Here is a 17,558-nt window from a genome sequence, read left to right as displayed (position 1 = left end):
ACCTTAATATGGGAGAATGAGTATCAATATGAGTGGAATTACAGAGAAGAAACAAGGCCTTTATCTGGAAAGTCAGCTTCGCCGGAAAAGCAACAATCTGGATCTGATGAAATTTCTGGCTGCCTGGCTTGTGATCGTACATCATTCCTTTGATCTGAATGGGTCCAATGGAGAGTGGATCCGGGTGATCACGGGGCAGCAGCTGGATTTTGGAACCATGGCAGTCAGCCTGTTCTTTTTGGCCAGCGGTATTTTTATTGCCAAAAGCATGGAACGGACCCAAAAAGCCGGGAAGTTTTTTAAGGCACGTTTCCGCCGGGTGTGGCCGCCTCTGGCAGCAGTAGTGGTCCTTTCGATCATTATGGGTGCATGTATTACGACACTTCCTCTGGGAGAATATTTCACCAGCAGCATGACGTGGCGTTATCTTCTCAATGCCATATTTGTATTGCAGCATAATCTGCCGGGTGTTTTTTCGCACAATTTCTATGGAAGTGTGGTCAATGGGGCATTGTGGACACTGCCGGTAGAGGTTCTCTGCTATGTGGCGTGTTATGTGATCTACCGGCTGGGACTTCTGCAAAAAAAGAGAATTCTCGGTGTGATGGCATTGTATCTGGCTGCTGCGGTGATCGGCTTCCGGATTTGTTCAATGCTTGGGATCGGACTTTTAAGCGCAGCACTCCGTCCGGTATATTTCTTTTTGCTGGGGCACGTTTTATATGTATACCGGGATAAGGTACCGGTTGATTTCCGGCTGTTTCTCCTCTCGCTGGCAGGGATGGTGGTCAGCTTCCTTTTATCCATGCCCGTTGCCGCAGTCTGGATCTTTTATCCTTATGTGCTGGTATATCTGGCATTTATGGGAAAGCAGTGCAGCAGCCGACTGGCGTTTGGAGGACGTTTTTCCTATACGATATACCTGTGTGCTTTTCCGTTACAGCAGTTATTGATTTATTGTTTTGGCGGGCGAATGGATGTGTATGTGCATATGGGGCTGGCATTGGTTCTGACGACGGCAGCAGGTGCTGTATTACATTATGCAGCGGAGAGATAACGGGGGACAGATTATGGATAAAGTATCAATTATTATTCCGGTATATAATGCAGAAAAATATCTGCGGAAATGTCTGGACAGTGTGATGAGTCAGGATTACGGAAGCTATGAGGTCATCTGTGTCAACGACTGCAGTCCGGATAACAGCCGGGAGATTCTGGAGGAATACCGGGGAAAATATCCGGAGAAGATTGTTGTATTAGAAAATGAAGAGAACATGGGACAGGGAAGAAGCCGGATGCGTGCGCTGAAACAGGCTTCCGGAGAGTATTTCATGTTTGTGGACAGCGATGATTATATTGCGCAGGACTATATTTTCAGATTTATGTCAGAGGTGGAAAAGGAGCCATATGATATTGTGGTGGCCGGATTTACCAAGGATATTGAGGGAAAAAAGGTTCTACATGATATTAAAGACAGTGCCTGGACGCTTGTCTGCTATCCGCTGGCATGTGCCAAAATGTTCCGGACAGCATTTATCCGGGAGCACGACATTGACTTTTCCAAGGTGCGGGTAGGAGAAGACATTTATTTTAGTATTGCTATCTTTTATGAAAATGTGAAATACAAGATCATTCACTATTTTGGATATTATTACCGGTTTAATGCATTCTCCACAACGGAATCCCTGACCTATGACAGAGAGCATGAAAAATACGTTGCGGAGATGTTCCGGGTATTTCTGGAAAAATATGATCTGCAGAAGATCTCCGAGGAAAAGAGACGGATGATCGAGTACACCTATGTAGCCAATATGGTGAATGCTCTGATCACATATGGTCATGGCTGTCATCCGGCCAAGATGAAGAAGAAATATCAGTTCTGGCTCGGAGATATGAAGCAGAAGTTTCCGGACTACAAAAGAAATCCTTATTATGGCATTTTTAAACCAAAAGGACAGAGCAGCAAAATACGTCTGGGCGTTGGTGTTACCATGCTGCTGCACAGGGTTCATCTGGACACCCTGATGTTCCGGATCATATCCTGGTTATAATTTGCAAGAGACAGATGAAAGTGGAAGGCGGCGTTGATAAAATGGAAAATCAATTGAAAGAACATACCTTTGTCATATGTGCATATAAAGAAAGTGAATATCTGGAAGAATGTATTCAATCCCTGCGTGGCCAGAAGCTGCGCTCAAAGATCATTATGGTGACTTCAACGCCAAATGACCGGATCCGGAAAATGGCAGATCAGTATCAGATCGAGCTGTATATCAATGAAGGGGAATCCGGTATTACCCAGGACTGGAATTTTGGACTGGAGCATGTGCATACAAAGTATGCCACGATCGCCCATCAGGATGACACATATGAACCGGCATATCTTCAGACGGTATTGGCAGAGATGGAAAAGGCATCACACCCATTGATCGGATTTACCGGCTATTCGGAACTGCGAAACGGAGAAAAGGTATATAAAAATGTCAATCTGAATATCAAAAGAAAAATGCTGGCGCCCCTTAAGGTCAAAGGATTTCAGGGAAGCCGGTTTGTCCGCCGGAGAATTTTATCTCTGGGTGATCCGATCTGTTGTCCGGCGGTGACCTTTTGCATGGACAATCTGCAGAAACCGATCTTTCAAAATGGGTTCCGAAGCTGTGAAGACTGGGAGGCGTGGGAAAATATTTCCAGACAGAAGGGGCAGTTTGTCTATTGCGGGGAGCCTCTGATGAGCCACCGGATCCATGAAGAGTCTGCAACGACTGCGATTATTGGAGACAATGCACGGCAGAAAGAAAATTACATTATGTATTGTAAATTCTGGCCGCCTGTGATCGCCGGACTGATCAATAAATTTTACAGCAGATCCGAGAAATCCAATGAGCTTTCATAGGAATCGTATGGCAGACAGAAAACGGACAGGAAACCGGAGGTTATAATGGAGAGAAAAGAATATTTTACATTCATTGTTTTACACTATAATTGTTTTGAGGAAACCCAGGAGTGTGTTGACTCGATCCTGGCACTGGAACACAGTGACTGTGTGAAGATCGTTGTGATGGATAATGCTTCTGTCAATGATTCTTTGGGACGTCTTCAGGAGATGTATCAGTCCAATGAGCAGGTGTATATTCTCCATAATGAAAAAAATCTTGGATTTTCTGCGGGAAATAATATTGCCTACGATTATGCTGTGAAGCACTGGGATAGCAGCTTTGTGGTATTTGCCAATAATGATCTGCTGTTTCGGGACCGGGAGTTTATCCGGAAAGTACGCGGGGAATATGAAAAAAGTCATTTTGGCATTTTAAGTCCCGATGTATTTCACACAACTCTGAAAATCCATCAGAGTCCCATTGATGAAAATATGGTTCTTCCGAAGAATAGAGTGCGAAGAACTATTTTATTTAATACACTGGCTTTGTGGTTTTATCCGCTTTATTATGCGCTGCTGGGGAAAAACAGTAAGGATGTCGCTCTTTCCGTGACAGATCTGTCCTATCGGAAGAATATTGCGCCGATGGGAGCGTGCCTGATCTTTTCCAGAGAGCTTATGGACCGCAAGCCGGTTATTTTTTCGCCGGAGACTTATTTTTATTATGAAGAATACATTTTAAGCTTCTGGTGCCGGAAGAACAACGTGGATATTGTATTTCAGCCGGATATCCAGGTGCTTCACAATCATGGCAAAGCTACCAAAAGTCTGGGAGATCACAGAAGGGTTATGAAGTTTCGGATGAAAAATATTCTGCAGGCTGCAAAGGTTTATTATAGGCTGCTCAAAGAGGAGGATATATGAAAGGTTTTTTAGAATTTATTTATCTGGTATGGAAACGAAAGGTTGTCTGGCGTTTTCGCAACAAACATAACGGAGCCAGATGCACGAATGTTTATGATATTGACTGTGTCCGGGTGGGAAGATATACCTACGGTCCCATTGACATAGAAATGACACGGCGGGATGTCATGCTGACCATAGGAAGCTTCTGCTCTATTGCCAATGGCGTGAAGTTTATTCTGAGTGCAGAGCATCCCATGGATCATTTACTGACATATCCGGTACAGGAGCTGATCACGCGGGATGGGATGGATGCCCGGTCTAAGGGAGATATCCGGGTGGATGATGATGTATGGATCGGCTGCGGTGCCATGATCATGTCCGGTGTGCATATCCATCAAGGTGCCGTTGTGGCAGCCGGAGCGATTGTGACAAAGGACGTGCCGCCCTATGCGATTGTCGCGGGAGTGCCGGCAAAGGTTCTGGGATACCGGTTTGACGAGGAGCTTCGCGGGAAACTGCTGGAGATCGATTTTTCGCAGATTGACGAGGCATTTGTGAAAGAGCACCGGGATCTGTTTGTCGAGAGTCAGAAGGATTTTGTAAAGTATCTGGAGGAACTTCCAAAAAAAATGGGGGACAAGGAGAATGAAACCACTCGTTAGTATTTGTATACCAACCTATAACCGGGTAGAGCAGCTGAAGATAACCATGGAATCCATTATGGCACAGCCGGAATTCCGGGAAGGAAAGGTGGAAATCGTGATATCGGATAATGCTTCCGACGACGATACAGAGCAAATGGGAAGACAATATGCCGGTCAGTCTGATCATATTGTTTATTTCCGGAATGAACAAAATGTAAGAGATCGGAATTTTCCGCTGGCACTCAGCCGGGGAACCGGAATTCTCCGCAAATTAAATAACGATACCTTATGTCTGAATAAGGATACCTTAAGGCTTCTCTGTAATCTGGCAGAGGAATATCAGGAAAGCAGACCATGCATTTTTTTAAGCAACGGACAGGGAAAGGGACAAAGCCGGGAGCATTTTTCTTTCCGGGACTTTGTTGTGACAGAAGGGCATTATGTCACCTGGATCGGCGGATTTACTATCTGGGAGGATGACTGCGCAGCACTGGAGAAGGATACGGCGGGCTGTGAGCTGTCTTTGTGGCAGGTTCGTAAAATCTATGAAACAGCATATCGCAAAAATGACATTGTCGTATGCAATCAGAGGATCGGAAGATCTCTGTCACCGGCCAAAAAGGATGTCAGCTATGGACTGTATCAGGTCTTTTATGTCAATTACATGAAGCTGCTGGAGCCCTATGAACAAAATCAGGCACTTAGCGCAGAGGATATGGAAATCATTCAGAAAAATCTTCTGATCAACTTCTTTACCGAATGGATGATCAACTGGGAATTGTCCATGACGGATGCCCAGTATTCCGCTACGGAAAATCTCAAGGAGCTGGTATCAAAACAGTACCGGGACAAGCCGTACTGGAAGGAATATCAGAAGCTGTACCGCAGAAGATATCATTTTATGAAAATGGTCAATAAGCTGATGGAAATTAAGAATTTTATATGCAGGAAGTAAAAATATGAAAGAAACAAAAAATGTAAACAAAAATGCGGTATTTAATACCATAAAATCAATATGCTCTATTATATATCCATTGATCACATTTCCTTATATTTCCCGCGTCTTAATGAGAGAAAATGTAGGAAAAATTGATTTTGGTGCTTCCATTATCAGTTATTTTTCGTTGATCGCATCTCTGGGGGTGACGACCTATGCGGTCCGGGAGTGTGCGAAGGTAAGGGAAGACCGGAGTGAGCTGAGTAATATGGCAAGTCAGATCTTTTCTATTAATCTGTTTTCTACGCTGATCGCATATCTCGCTCTGGGAGTAACCCTGATCGTGGCAAAGCCGCTGGAAAATTACCGTCTTTTGATATGCATTCAGAGTGCGTCGATCCTGTTTACGACACTGGGAACGGATTGGATCAATACAGCGATGGAGGATTTCCGGTATATTACGGTGAGAACCGTGGCAGTGCAGTGTCTTTCCATCGTACTGCTGTTTCTTTTTATTCACCGTCCGGAGGATTATCTGAAATATGCGGTGATCAGTGTCATTGCCTCCAGTGGAGCATATCTGATCAATATTCCTTACCGCAGAAAGTTTTGTGACATTCGTTTTACGCGGAATTTAAATCTCAAAAAACATCTTCCGCCCATTTTTTTGCTGTTTGCCATGATCTTATCACAGACGATCTACTGCAATTCAGATATGACCATGCTCGGTCTGATGAAAGACGCTTCGGAGGTCGGCCTGTACAGTACCTCTGTAAAAATTTACAATCTGGTCAATACGGTGATCGCATCTGTGGCATGGGTTGTAATGCCGCAGCTGTCCGAAAATTTTGCCAAAAAGAATTATGATGAGATCAACCGTCTTTTAAAATATTCTTTAAATTTTATCATTGTTTTGGGCCTTCCATGTCTGGCGGGATTAAATGTGGTAACGGGAGCGATCATTGAGGTGATCGCCGGCAGAGACTTTTTGGGAGCCGTAACCTCCCTTCACATTTTGACCATTGCGCTGCTGTGTTCCTTTATCGGAGGCTGGATGGGCAATATGATCATGATTCCCAGCGGCAGGGAAAGTGTCTGCCTGCGGGCAGGAATCGTATCGGCACTGATCAATATTATTCTCAATCTGGTGCTGATCCCGCGGTATGGTCTGAATGGAGCGGCGACGACAACCGCGATTTCAGAGTTTCTCGGAATCTGCATACAGATCCCGTATATGGATAAAAACATCAGGGTGCATGGAATATGGAACATGCTTAAAGGTCCTGTTCTTGGAGTGATCGCGATCGGTCTGATCGGAACGGTATGCACCTCGGTTTTCCAGTCTTCCTTTGTGATCCTGGCAGCAGCCGTTCTGGCAAGTGCTGTCGTATATCTGCTGATCCTGATCCTGGTAAAAAATGAATTTGTGATGGCATTTCTGGCACCGGTTCTTCACAGGAAGAAGTAACGGCAGATCTGCCGATCATCGGTGGTTGTCATATGGCAGACGGGATGTTATAATGAAAATTGGAGTATTTTCACGATGATAGACAGGGAAAAGGAGTATTATATGAAAACGGATAAGATAAAAAACAAGCTGACCAGTCCGGCGAGCCGCAGAACCCTATGGGATCTGGGGATTATTTTGCTGATCGTTACCATAGCGGTATTGACAGCATATAGTGTAAACGGCATTTATCCCTTTGGCAGCCAGTCCATTGCCAGAGGAGACATGGTACAGCAGACGATTCCTGCGGGGATGTATTATGTATGGGATGTCCTTCATGGAAAAGCAAATCCGTTTTTTACATGGAATTCCGGTCTGGGCATGAATATTTCCGGTGCCGTTTCTCTGGGAGCCCTGTTCAGCCCGCTAAATCTCTTTTTATATTTTTCGACCCGTTCCTATTTGTATCAGTTTGTCAATATTCTTATGATATTAAAAATGATCGCGATTGCTTATGCGATGTATTTTTACCTGAGAAAATATGACACAGAGAGGATCGCTTATGTGATCGGCAGCGTATTGTACGCATTTGGGGCAGCATCTCTGGTTCATTTTCAGATTATGCTGGTAATGGATGCGGCATTTCTGCTTCCGTTGATCATGATTGGTATAGACCGTATTTTTGAGGACAGGGGCTCTCTGTTCTTTATTGTATTTTTTACGATGGCTATGATGGTAAATGTATATACAGGCTGTATTACATTGATCTATCTGCTGTTATCCGCCGGTGCCAGAACATTTCTGGAGGATGACAGAGACAAGGCCATCAAAAAGAAATGGATTCTGCGTCTGGGAGTATCGGTCGTGGTCTCGCTGCTTCTGAGTGCAGTAATCGTCCTTCCGGCATTACGGAGTATTATGGAGGCGCCCCGCAGTGGTGACGGCAATTTCTTAAACACATATATGACTGCATTGCAGGCACAGTGGAGTGACTATGAGTGGAGCATGGTTGAGAGAATGTGCGTAAACATGGCACTTCCTGTTGCAGCGATTATTGGTTTTGTAATTTTGGCAGCAAGATCTTCCGGATATGTCAAAAAGTACCGTGGTCATATTTTTGTAGTGATCGCCCTGCTTTTATCGGTGATCATTCCTTCGGTGGAGCTTTTGTGGCACGGTGGCAGCAGAGCAAGCTGGCCGGTCCGCTTTATCTATGTGATCTCCTTTGTATTGATTGATTTTGCAATGCTGCTTTATCAGGATCACAGAGACAGAGAAAGTAAACCTTCGAAGACATCTACAGACCGGTGGCTTTCTGTCGTGATCAGTCTTGTGGTATGTATTGCCGCAGGCAGGATCTTTTACAAAATATACGAGGCATATTGTGGTCAGGCTGCATATGCAACACTGGGGGACGGTTTTCTGTGCCTGCTGGTGGAAGCGGTGTTTGCCGGAATATATGTATTTCTGTTAAAGAGTCACAGGAACAGACTTGCGGTGCTGGTGGTTTTATGTGCGCAGCTTGCAGTTACCTCTGTGGTCAGCTTTGCACCAAACAAAGAGAACTCCACAGTTTTTTCTTCCGGATATCTGGAGCAGGCCAATAATGTTGCCAAAAATATGGAGACGGAAACCGAAGCGTTTGAACGAATAAAAAATACCGATTATAAGATTGACCATATTCATTATCCTCTGGTGCTTGGCAAACAGGCGATTTCTAACTACTGGCATGTGATCAGTCCCAATCTGCAGCCAAACTTTTCGGCACTGGGCTACTCTATTAACTGGACGCAGTTATTGGATGCCGGAGGAACGATCTTTTCCGATACGCTGTTACATATCCAGTATGATCTCAGCTATCGGGAGCTGCCGGGAAGCATGTATCGTCTGTGTGAAAATATAGACAATGGCAATGGAGAGCAGATTGGATTATATCAGAATAATCTGGAGCTGCCGTTTGCAATACAGACAGATACACAGGAGCTTGCAGCATCCGGAGAAAAGTTTGATACGCAGAATGCCTTATACCAGGCGATAACCGGAAGCAGTGATACGCTGATCCGGGATGTTTCGGCGGATATTAACGGAAGCGTGTACAGTACACAGGTTGGAGCCGGCAGAAAGGTTTTGTATTTCTATGGAACCAACAGCACAGAGCAGCCGGTATCCATACTGGTAAACGGAGAGCAGATTTATATTCCGAACTCCGACACGTCGGAAAATATCAGCTATCCAAAGGATTTTGGCAATGGATTGATCTGCCTTGGAAGTTTTGAAAATGAGACGGTAGAGGTACAGTTTAGTGGTGATGTGGATGCCTCTCTGCTTCATCTGGGATGGCTGGATTATGATATGCTGAAGTCTGCGGCTGAGTCTATTCAGAAGGACAATGGAGACATTACCCTGTTAAAGCAGAAGCATGCGGGGGTACGTCTGAAAATGGAAAATGTAACCAAGGATTATGTATTTTTGCCAATTTCCTATGATAAGGGATGGAGCTGCAAGGTCAATGGCAAGAAGGTAGCCATTCGTTCCATTGACGGAATGATGTCTGTTCCGGTGGAAAAGGGCAGCGACAGCATTGTGTTGAAGTACAGTCCAAGTGGCAGAAAGGCAGGAATTGCGATATCGCTTATTACATTGCTTGTGTGTCTGGCCGGTGCATATCTTCTGAAAAAGGGAAAGATCACACAGAATCAGAAGGGCATTGTGATCCTGAGCAGTGTGGCGTATGAGATTTTTGGTATTGTCTATGCGGTATTTGTGGCTGTATTGTTTGCCGTACCGGTGCTGTATTATCTGAAAGGGATATTGATCAGCACACAGCAATAGATGGATCTGTTCATTACAATAGAAAGAAAGTGGAGGGAATGCTAAAAAATGAAGGTTGTATTATTAGTAGGGGGAAAAGGAACCCGCATATCTGAGGAATCCCAGTATAAGCCGAAGCCAATGGTAGAGATCGGAGGCAATCCGATCCTGTGGCACATTATGAAGGAATATTCATACTATGGATTTAACGATTTTATTATCTGTGCCGGTTATAAGCAGCACATGATCAAGGAGTGGTTTTCAAACTATTTCCTGTATCACAGTGATGTGACATTTGATTATACAAGCGGTCAGAAGACGGTGACAGTTCATGACCATCATTGTGAGCCTTGGAAGGTAACCGTGGTGGATACCGGTCTGGAAACCATGACCGGAGGAAGAGTAAAGCGGATCCAGCCGTATGTGGGTGACGAACCGTTTATGCTGACGTATGGTGACGGTGTCTGTGATGTAGATATTGCCAAGCTGCTTCAGTTCCATAAGGAGCATGGCAAAAAGGCAACGCTGACTGCCGTAATGCAGGAGCAGCAGAAGGGTGTGCTGAACATTGGCGGAGATAATGCCGTGAAGTCCTTCCGCGAGAAGAACATTTCGGACGGAGCGCCGATCAATGCCGGATATATGGTATTGGAGCCAGATATCTTTGATTATATCGACGGGGACGAAACAATCCTGGAGAGAGAGCCGTTAGAGCGTCTGGCAGCAGAGGGTGAGTTAATGTCCTATATGCATAAGGGATTCTGGCAGTGTATGGATAACAAGCGTGAGATGGACATGCTGGAGCAGTATCTGCGGGCAGGCAATGCTCCGTGGAAGAAATGGGAAGACTAATTGCAGAAAGGAAAAAACAATGGATACATCATTTTATAAAGGAAAGAGAGTGCTGGTTACAGGTCATACCGGTTTTAAGGGAAGCTGGCTCTGCCGTATCCTGATCAAAGCAGGAGCGGTGCTTACGGGATATTCCCTGGAGCCGCCGACAGACCCGGATCTGTTTTCAATCGCGGATCTGGAGCCGCATATGAATTCGGTGATCGGAGATATTCGTGATCTGGCACATTTACAGCAGGTATTTCAGGAGGCACAGCCGGAGATCGTGCTGCATCTGGCAGCACAGCCTATCGTCCGTGATTCTTATAAGGATCCGGTATATACCTATGAGACAAACGTCATGGGAACGGTCAACATCTGTGAATGCGTCCGTCAGAATCCGTGTGTCAAAAGCTTTCTCAACGTAACTACGGACAAGGTATACGAAAATAAAGAATGGGAATGGGGATATCGGGAGAATGAGCCGTTGGATGGTTATGATCCATATTCCAACAGTAAATCCTGTTCTGAGCTTGTGACGCACAGTTATATCAATTCGTTCTTTCAGGACAGAGATCTGGCGGTATCCACAGCGAGAGCCGGTAATGTGATTGGTGGCGGCGATTTTGCCAATGACCGCATTATTCCGGATTGCGTCAGAGCAATGCAGAAGGGCAGCTCCATTGGTGTGAGAAATCCATATTCCACCAGACCGTTTCAGCATGTGCTGGAGCCTCTGGGAGTTTATCTGCTCATTGCCCAGAAGCAGTATGAGGACAAAAGCTATGCGGGCTTCTATAATGTGGGACCGGATGAATGTGACTGTGTCACCACAGGACAGCTTGTAGATCTGTTCTGTAAATACTGGGGAGACGGTGCAGCCTGGGAGAATCAGGCAGAGGAAAATGCCCCTCATGAAGCCAATTTCCTGAAGCTGGATTGCAGCAAGGTAAAAAGAGTCTTTGGATGGGCTCCGCGCTGGCATATTGAAGAATGTATGGACATGACTTGCCGTTTCAGCAAGGAATGGCTTGCAGGCGGAGATATTCCGGCGGAGATGGATCGGGAGATTGAGGCATTTTACGCACAAAAAGAATCGTAAGAGGTTCGCAAGCATAAAACAAATATGAAAGATGTGCAGGCAGCACAGAATGGAGGCAGTATGTTCGAAAACAAAACAGAACAGCAGGCAAAAGATGAAATCTTAAAGATGGTGGCAGAGTATTGTGACACCTATCACAATAAAAAAGAATATCACGAGGGAGACAGAATCCCATACGCATCCCGTGTGTATGATCACGAGGAAATGTGCAATCTGGTAGATTCCGCACTGGAGTTCTGGCTTACATCCGGACGTTATACAGATGAATTTGAAACGAAGTTTGCAGAGTATCTTGGGGTACGTTACTGTGCTCTTGTAAACTCCGGATCTTCCGCAAACTTAGTAGCATTTATGACATTGACTTCTCCTTTGCTGGGAGACCGCAAGATCAATCGTGGTGATGAGGTGATCACGGTGGCAGCAGGCTTCCCAACCACGATTGCGGCAATGATCCAGTATGGTGCTGTTCCGGTTTTCGTGGATATGACGATCCCACAGTACAATATTGATGTAACACAGCTGGAGGCGGCGCTTTCTGATAAGACAAAGGCAGTGATGATCGCGCATACACTGGGTAATCCGTTTGATCTGGCGGCTGTGAAGGCATTCTGCGACAAGCATAATCTGTGGCTGGTAGAGGATAACTGTGATGCGCTGGGTTCTACCTATACCATTGACGGTGTGACAAAGCAGACCGGTACTATCGGTGACATTGGAACCTCCAGCTTTTATCCGCCACATCATATGACCATGGGCGAGGGTGGAGCCGTTTATACAGATGATCCTCTTCTGAATAAGATCATCCGCTCCATGCGTGACTGGGGACGTGACTGTATCTGTTCCTCCGGCCGTGACAATATGTGCGGACACCGTTTTGACGGACAGCACGGAGAGCTTCCATTTGGATATGATCATAAGTATGTATATTCTCATTTTGGATATAACCTTAAAGCAACTGATATGCAGGCAGCGATCGGCTGTGCACAGCTGGAAAAGTTCCCATCCTTTGTGGAGCGCAGAAAGCATAACTTTAACCGTCTGAAAGCAGGACTGAAAGAGGTGGAGGACAAGCTGATCCTTCCGGAGCCATGTGAGAACTCAGATCCAAGCTGGTTTGGATTTTTGCTGACCTGCCGTGAGGGTGTGGAAAAGAATCACGTCGTACAGTATCTGGAGAAGGAGGGTGTTCAGACCCGTATGCTCTTTGGCGGCAATATGCTCAAGCAGCCTTGCTTCAGTGAGCTCAAGAAAGCCGGAGAGGGATATCGTGTGATCGGAGATCTGCCTGTGACAGACCAGATCATGACAGATACCTTCTGGATCGGAGTATATCCGGGTATGACCGATGAAATGATCGATTATATGATCCGTAAGATCAAAGAAGCAGTACAATAAGTGAAATACAAAATACAGATTCCCGGCAGTCATGGCTGCCGGGGATATTTTGAAATAAATTTCAAAGGATGACTGGAATAGACGGTCAGAATGGAGGCAGCATGAAACAACGATTAGCAGATTATGTAGCAGATTTTTTGGTAGATCACGGAATAAAGGACTGTTTTATGGTAACAGGCGGTGGTGCCATGCATTTAAATGATGCACTGGGTCATAAGGACGGGATGCACTGTCTGTACAATCATCATGAGCAGGGCTGTGCTATTGCAGCAGAAGCGTACTCGCGGATTCATAACACAATGGCAGCTTTGTGTGTGACTACCGGTCCGGGAGGAACCAATGCGATTACTGGTGTTGTTGGTGCATGGCTTGATTCTGTACCGATGTTTGTAATTTCCGGCCAGGTTAGATATGATACGACAGCACGTTATATGAGTCAGTATACGGATGGACTTCCTCTCCGTGCTGTGGGAGATCAGGAGTTTGATATTACGAAGTCTGTGGACAATATGTGTAAGTATGCGACAATGATCGAAGATCCGATGCAGATCCGTTATGCGCTGGAAAAGGCATATCATCTGGCTACAACCGGCAGAAGAGGACCGGTCTGGATCGATATTCCGGTCAATTATCAGGGATGTTATATTGAGACAGATGACCTGAAGGGATACGATCCGGCAGAGGATGAGGGCTCAATGCCGGTGCCGGTAGAGGAATCTGTGATCCGCACGGTGATCGACAAAGTACGCCAGGCAAAGCGTCCGGTACTTTACGCGGGAAATGGTATTCGTCTTTCGGAAGGCTACGAGGCATTCCGGAAGGTGGTAGAGCTGTTAGGAATTCCTGTGGCAACCTGCTGGGATTCCATTGATGCCATTGAGACAGCACATCCTCTTTATGTGGGACGCGGTGGTATTATGGGAGACCGTGCCGGCAACTTTGCCGTACAGAATGCCGATCTTGTGCTTGCCGTAGGAAACCGTCTGTCCATCCGCCAGGTTGGATATAACTGGAAGACATGGGCAAGAGAAGCTTATGTGATTGATGTAGATGTAGACCCGGCAGAGCTTAAGAAAACAACGATTCATGTGGATATGCCGGTGTGCGGGGATGCCAAAGACTTCTTTGAGAAAATGGCTACGGCACTGGAGGGTGCAAAGAGTCCGGTCTTTGAAGGAAAGGACTGGGTAGAGCGCTGTCAGAACTGGAAGAAAGATTATCCGGTAACCCTTCCGAAGCATTGGGAGGAGGACGGCAAATACGCCAACGTTTATGCGTTTATCAATTATCTCAGCAGCAGCCTGCCGGAGAAGAATCTGACCGTAGTATCAAACGGCAGTGCCTGCGTTGTGGGCAGCCATAATTATGTGATCCAGAAGGATGCCCGGTTTATTATCAACAGTGCCATTGCAAGTATGGGATACGGTCTGCCTGCAGCCATCGGTGCATGTGTGGCAAATGATCGTAAAGATACTATATGTATTGAAGGGGACGGAAGTATTATGATGAACCTTCAGGAGCTGCAGACGGTTCTGACCAACAAGCTGCCGATCAAGCTGTTCCTGATCAACAATGAGGGATATCATTCCATCCGCCAGACCCAGAATAATTTATTTTCCAATCATTGTAAGGTTGGTATCGGACCGGAAAGCGGAGATCTGTCATTCCCTGATTTTGAAAAGCTTTCCCAGGCATTTGGTTATACCTATTATCAGGCGCACAGCAATGAAGAGATGAAAAAAGCAGTCGATCAGACCCTTGCCCAGGAGGGACCGGTATTTTGTGAAATTTTTGTTTCACCAAGCCAGAACTTTGAGCCAAAGAGTGCCACGAAACGCTTGGAGGATGGCAGCCTTGTCAGCCCTCCACTGGAGGATCTGGCACCATTCCTGCCACGGGAAGAGGTGTTAAAGAATCTGTTAATTGATCCGGTAGAGGATTGATGATCGATGGAAAGGCGGGAGACGTAAGATGAACAGAATTGCCGTGACCGGACCCACCGGAGCGATAGGGATTGCACTGATACAGGAATGTATCAAAAGCCAGATTGAGGTTTACGCTATTTGCAGACCGGGTTCTGCGAGGACCGCGAGAATACCCCGGAATGATCTGGTGCACATTATAGAATGTAGTCTGGATAAGCTGGAGCAGCTGGATACCGCAGACATTCCGGCCTGCGATGTATTTTATCATTTTGGCTGGGCAGCCACGATTGGAGACGCCCGGAATGATACAAGGCTGCAGACGGATAATATCCGTTATACCATTGATGCCGTACAGCTTGCCGGAAAACTGGGCTGTGAAGCCTTTGTGGGCTCCGGTTCCCAGGCGGAGTACGGCAGGGTAGAAGGAGATCTGTCGGCAGCGACCCCGGCATTTCCGGAAAACGGATATGGTATTGCCAAGCTTTGTGCCGGCCAGATGAGCCGGATCGAGTGTGAAAAGCTGGGGATACGTCATGTGTGGACGAGGATTCTGAGCGTGTACGGTCCATGTGACAGTGACAAGACGATGGTTACCACCACGATCCGTAAATTATTTGCCGGGGAAAAGCCTGCACTGACTGCCGGAGAGCAGCAGTGGGACTACCTTTACAGCGCAGATGCGGCAAGAGCCATGATCGCCATCGGAGAAAAGGGACACAATGGAAAGGTATACTGTATTGGTGGAGGAAAAGCCCATCCATTGAAAGAATATATTATGGAGATCAGAGATCAGATCGATCCGGATGCGGAGCTGGGCTTTGGTGAGATACCTTATGGAGCGAAGCAGGTGATGTACCTTTGTGCAGATATCTCGGAGCTTACACAGGATACGGGATTTCAGCCGCAGACAGACTTTAAGTCAGGCATCGCAGAGACGATACAGTGGATGAGATCGGAATGGAGGCAGCATGAAAACAATTAGTATAATGATTCCCTGCTATAACGAGGAGGAAAATGTAAAAGCCATCAGTGAGGCAGTGATTCAGGAAATTACCACGAATCTTCCGTCTTATGACTATGAGATTCTGTTTATTGATAATGATTCTTCAGACCGTACCAGGGAATATCTGAGAGAGATCTGTGCAGCAAATCCGAAGATCAAGGCAATTTTTAATGCGAAGAATTTTGGTCAGTTTAATTCGCCGTATTACGGAATCTGCCAGACAAGTGGTGATTGTACCATCTGTCTTTGCTGCGATTTTCAGGACCCGGTGGAAATGATCCCGCGTCTTGTAGAAGAGTGGGAAAAGGGCGCCAAAATTGTCTGTGCCATCAAAACTACCAGCAAAGAGAATAAGATCATGCGTTTCCTGCGGACCTGTTATTATAAGATGATCAAAAAAATGTCTGATGTGGAGCAGATCGAGCATTTTACCGGATTTGGCCTGTATGACAAGGGCTTTGTGGATGTCTTGAGAAATCTGGATGATCCCACACCGTTCCTGCGGGGAATTGTGGCAGAGCTTGGCTACAAGCGGGTAGATGTTGCATATGAACAGCAAAAGAGACGTGCCGGCAAAACACATAACAACTGGTTTACTCTTTACGATGCGGCAATGCTCAGCTTTACCTCCTACACGAAGGCAGGACTTCGTCTGGCAACTATTGTGGGATTTATTATGTCGGCGATCAGTCTGATCGTGGCATTTGTCTATCTGATCCTGAAGCTCCTTTACTGGGACCGCTTTGTGGCAGGTATGACGCCGATCCTGCTGGCAGTATGTATTCTCGGTTCGGTACAGTTATTCTTTATCGGATTTCTGGGAGAATATGTGTTGAGCATCAATAAGAGAATGATGAGGCGCCCTCTAGTTATTGAGGAGGAACGCATCAATTTTACAAAAAAAACCGATAAAACCGATCGAAAGGAAAAGTGATACCATGGATAACATCAGAGCCGTGTTGTTTGATCTGGATGGAACCATTTATTATGGGAGCAAGCTCATTCCGGGGGCAGACCGGGTGGTAAACAAATATCGTCAGGAAGGAAAAAAGATTTTCTTTATGACCAATAATTCCACCAAGTCCAGAAAGCAGATATGGGAAAAGCTCACCGGGATGGGGCTGAAATGCAGCTATGACGAGGTATATACCTCCGGATATGCAGCCGCTCTTTATGCGAAGCAGATGGGCTATCATACCGTTTATATTATGGGGAGTAAGGCTCTGGAGGAAGAATTTGGGGAACTTGATATTACGGTATCGGATCAGGCAGAGGTTGTGATCGTTGGATATGATATGACATTTGATTATCAGAAGCTGACAGATGCCCTTCAGGTGGCATTCCATGCAGACAAAATTATTGCCTGTAACAAAGAGCGTCATTATCCGGGAGAAAACGCAAAGCGCATGCCGGGATGTGGTGCAATGGTGGGAGCTTTGGAGGGAAGTCTCGGAAGAGAAGTGGATTATTCCGTAGGAAAACCAAATCCTCTTCTGATGGAGATCATCTGCAAAGACAATGATCTGCGGCCGGAGGAAGTAGTTGTGGTCGGAGATACTTACGAAAGCGATATCGTCATGGCACAAAACTACGGAAGTAGTGCTGTGTATATTGGCGAAGAAGATCATAAAGACATAAAATGTATTCACGCAATTGGTGAATTGCTGTAAAAGCAGAAGAAA

15 protein-coding genes are annotated in these 17,558 nt (G+C 45.9%); all 15 read left to right on the top strand.

From position 1 onward, the window contains the following. Nucleotides 1–28: 28 nt before the first annotated feature. The 15 genes from H8704_RS06455 to H8704_RS06385 all read left to right on the top strand — a co-directional run bounded on the left by H8704_RS06455 (nt 29) and on the right by H8704_RS06385 (nt 17,546). Complete coding sequence (locus H8704_RS06455) at nt 29–1,057, top strand: acyltransferase family protein (protein WP_182458291.1); 1,029 nt, start codon at nt 29–31, stop codon at nt 1,055–1,057. Between the two features lie 13 nt (nt 1,058–1,070). After that, nucleotides 1,071–2,051, top strand: coding sequence for a glycosyltransferase family 2 protein (locus tag H8704_RS06450; protein WP_249297740.1), 981 nt, complete (start codon nt 1,071–1,073; stop codon nt 2,049–2,051). A gap of 41 nt (nt 2,052–2,092) precedes the next feature. Continuing rightward, a complete protein-coding gene (locus H8704_RS06445) occupies nt 2,093–2,893 on the top strand; it encodes a glycosyltransferase family 2 protein (RefSeq protein WP_022465662.1) in 801 nt (266 codons plus the stop codon). 45 nt (nt 2,894–2,938) lie between these two features. After that, nucleotides 2,939–3,799, top strand: a complete 861-nt coding sequence (locus H8704_RS06440; RefSeq protein ID WP_249297739.1) for a glycosyltransferase — start codon at nt 2,939–2,941, stop codon at nt 3,797–3,799. Continuing rightward, a complete protein-coding gene (locus H8704_RS06435; protein WP_022465660.1) occupies nt 3,796–4,443 on the top strand; it encodes a CatB-related O-acetyltransferase in 648 nt (215 codons plus the stop codon). Before H8704_RS06440 ends, H8704_RS06435 begins: the two co-directional genes overlap by 4 nt. Further along, nucleotides 4,427–5,380, top strand: coding sequence for a glycosyltransferase family 2 protein (locus H8704_RS06430; protein ID WP_118677435.1), 954 nt, complete (start codon nt 4,427–4,429; stop codon nt 5,378–5,380). Before H8704_RS06435 ends, H8704_RS06430 begins: the two co-directional genes overlap by 17 nt. Before the next feature lie 4 nt (nt 5,381–5,384). Then, entirely contained in the window at nt 5,385–6,830 is a 1,446-nt protein-coding gene (locus H8704_RS06425; protein ID WP_022465658.1) for a flippase, read from the top strand. 75 nt (nt 6,831–6,905) lie between these two features. After that, nucleotides 6,906–9,641 carry a YfhO family protein gene (locus H8704_RS06420; RefSeq protein ID WP_249297738.1) on the top strand — a complete coding sequence of 912 codons (2,736 nt, stop codon included), beginning with the start codon at nt 6,906–6,908 and terminating at the stop codon, nt 9,639–9,641. A 48-nt stretch (nt 9,642–9,689) separates the two neighbouring features. Continuing rightward, entirely contained in the window at nt 9,690–10,472 is a 783-nt protein-coding gene (gene rfbF / locus H8704_RS06415; protein ID WP_118677447.1) for a glucose-1-phosphate cytidylyltransferase, read from the top strand. 19 nt (nt 10,473–10,491) lie between these two features. Continuing rightward, complete coding sequence (gene rfbG, locus H8704_RS06410) at nt 10,492–11,553, top strand: CDP-glucose 4,6-dehydratase (protein ID WP_249297737.1); 1,062 nt, start codon at nt 10,492–10,494, stop codon at nt 11,551–11,553. 60 nt (nt 11,554–11,613) lie between these two features. Next, a complete protein-coding gene (rfbH, locus tag H8704_RS06405) occupies nt 11,614–12,948 on the top strand; it encodes a lipopolysaccharide biosynthesis protein RfbH (RefSeq protein WP_249297736.1) in 1,335 nt (444 codons plus the stop codon). Nucleotides 12,949–13,049: 101 nt separating this feature from the next. After that, nucleotides 13,050–14,891, top strand: a complete 1,842-nt coding sequence (locus tag H8704_RS06400) for a thiamine pyrophosphate-binding protein (RefSeq protein WP_249297735.1) — start codon at nt 13,050–13,052, stop codon at nt 14,889–14,891. A gap of 28 nt (nt 14,892–14,919) precedes the next feature. Continuing rightward, nucleotides 14,920–15,855, top strand: a complete 936-nt coding sequence (locus tag H8704_RS06395) for an NAD-dependent epimerase/dehydratase family protein (RefSeq protein ID WP_249297734.1) — start codon at nt 14,920–14,922, stop codon at nt 15,853–15,855. Next, nucleotides 15,842–16,810, top strand: coding sequence for a glycosyltransferase family 2 protein (locus H8704_RS06390; protein ID WP_249297733.1), 969 nt, complete (start codon nt 15,842–15,844; stop codon nt 16,808–16,810). The genes H8704_RS06395 and H8704_RS06390 overlap by 14 nt, the downstream gene beginning before the upstream one ends. Before the next feature lie 4 nt (nt 16,811–16,814). Continuing rightward, complete coding sequence (locus H8704_RS06385; protein ID WP_022465650.1) at nt 16,815–17,546, top strand: HAD-IIA family hydrolase; 732 nt, start codon at nt 16,815–16,817, stop codon at nt 17,544–17,546. Nucleotides 17,547–17,558 lie beyond the last annotated feature (12 nt).

The sequence above is a fragment of the Jutongia huaianensis genome (assembly GCF_014384985.1).
GTDB classification, from domain to species: Bacteria; Bacillota; Clostridia; order Lachnospirales; family Lachnospiraceae; genus Jutongia; species Jutongia huaianensis.
The sequence above is the reverse complement of the archived record's forward strand: the minus strand, read 5'-3'. Positions and strand labels throughout refer to the sequence as shown.